1 protein-coding gene is annotated in these 813 nt (G+C 41.0%); it reads left to right on the top strand.

Translation table 11 applies throughout. The features are described 5' to 3' along the window. Positions 1–127: 127 nt before the first annotated feature. A partial coding sequence (locus tag ACFIO5_RS11190) for an aminopeptidase (RefSeq protein WP_375705446.1) occupies positions 128–813 on the top strand: 686 nt, incomplete at its 3' end.

Below are 813 nucleotides of genomic sequence, written 5' to 3' on the forward strand. Positions count from 1 at the left end.
GAGGAAACCAAACCCGCTTTGGCTTATACACTGCTCTCATCAGATCAGTTAAATGCAGTTGTTGCAATGCTAGAAGAACGATACAGAAGCCGGTAGTTTTTTCACAATCAAAGGAAGGATATTGGTAATGTACTTTGATATTCATGAAACAATTTCATCTGAGAAGCTTAATCGTCTTGCCGAAATTACGGTAAAAGTAGGATTGAATCTACAAAAGGGGCAAGATCTTGTTTTGACTGCACCAATTTCCGCATTACCTTTTGTTCGGCGTATTGCATATCATGCTTATAAGGCTGGTGCTGGTGTGATTATACCACTTTTTAGTGATGATATGTTATTGCTTACACGTTTTGAAAATGCCCATACTGCTAGTTTTGATTGTGCCCCTTCTTGGCTTTATGAGGGGATGGCGCAGGCTTTTAGAAATGGGGCTGCGCGTTTAGCTATTGTTGGTGATGATCCTTCGCTACTTTCTAATCAGGATTTTAATAAGGTTGCGCGTTTGAGTAAGGCCACTTCAATAGCTTACCAGCCTGCTCTTAAAGAAATATCGAATTTTGCTATGAATTGGTCGATAGTTGCTTATCCGACAGCAGGATGGGCTGCAACGATTTTTCCCGCGTTGCCAATAAATGAAGCGATTAAGAAATTAGCTGATGCAATTTTTTCTGCTTCACGTGTTACAGGAGAAGATCCGGTTCACGCGTGGGGTGTTCATAATGCAAATTTGAAGCAACGGTCATCGTGGCTTAATGAGCAGCGTTTTTCTGCTTTACACTTTAAAGGTCCAGGGACTGATTTAACAGTTGGTTT

Source organism: Bartonella sp. AA86SXKL, from assembly GCF_042196885.1.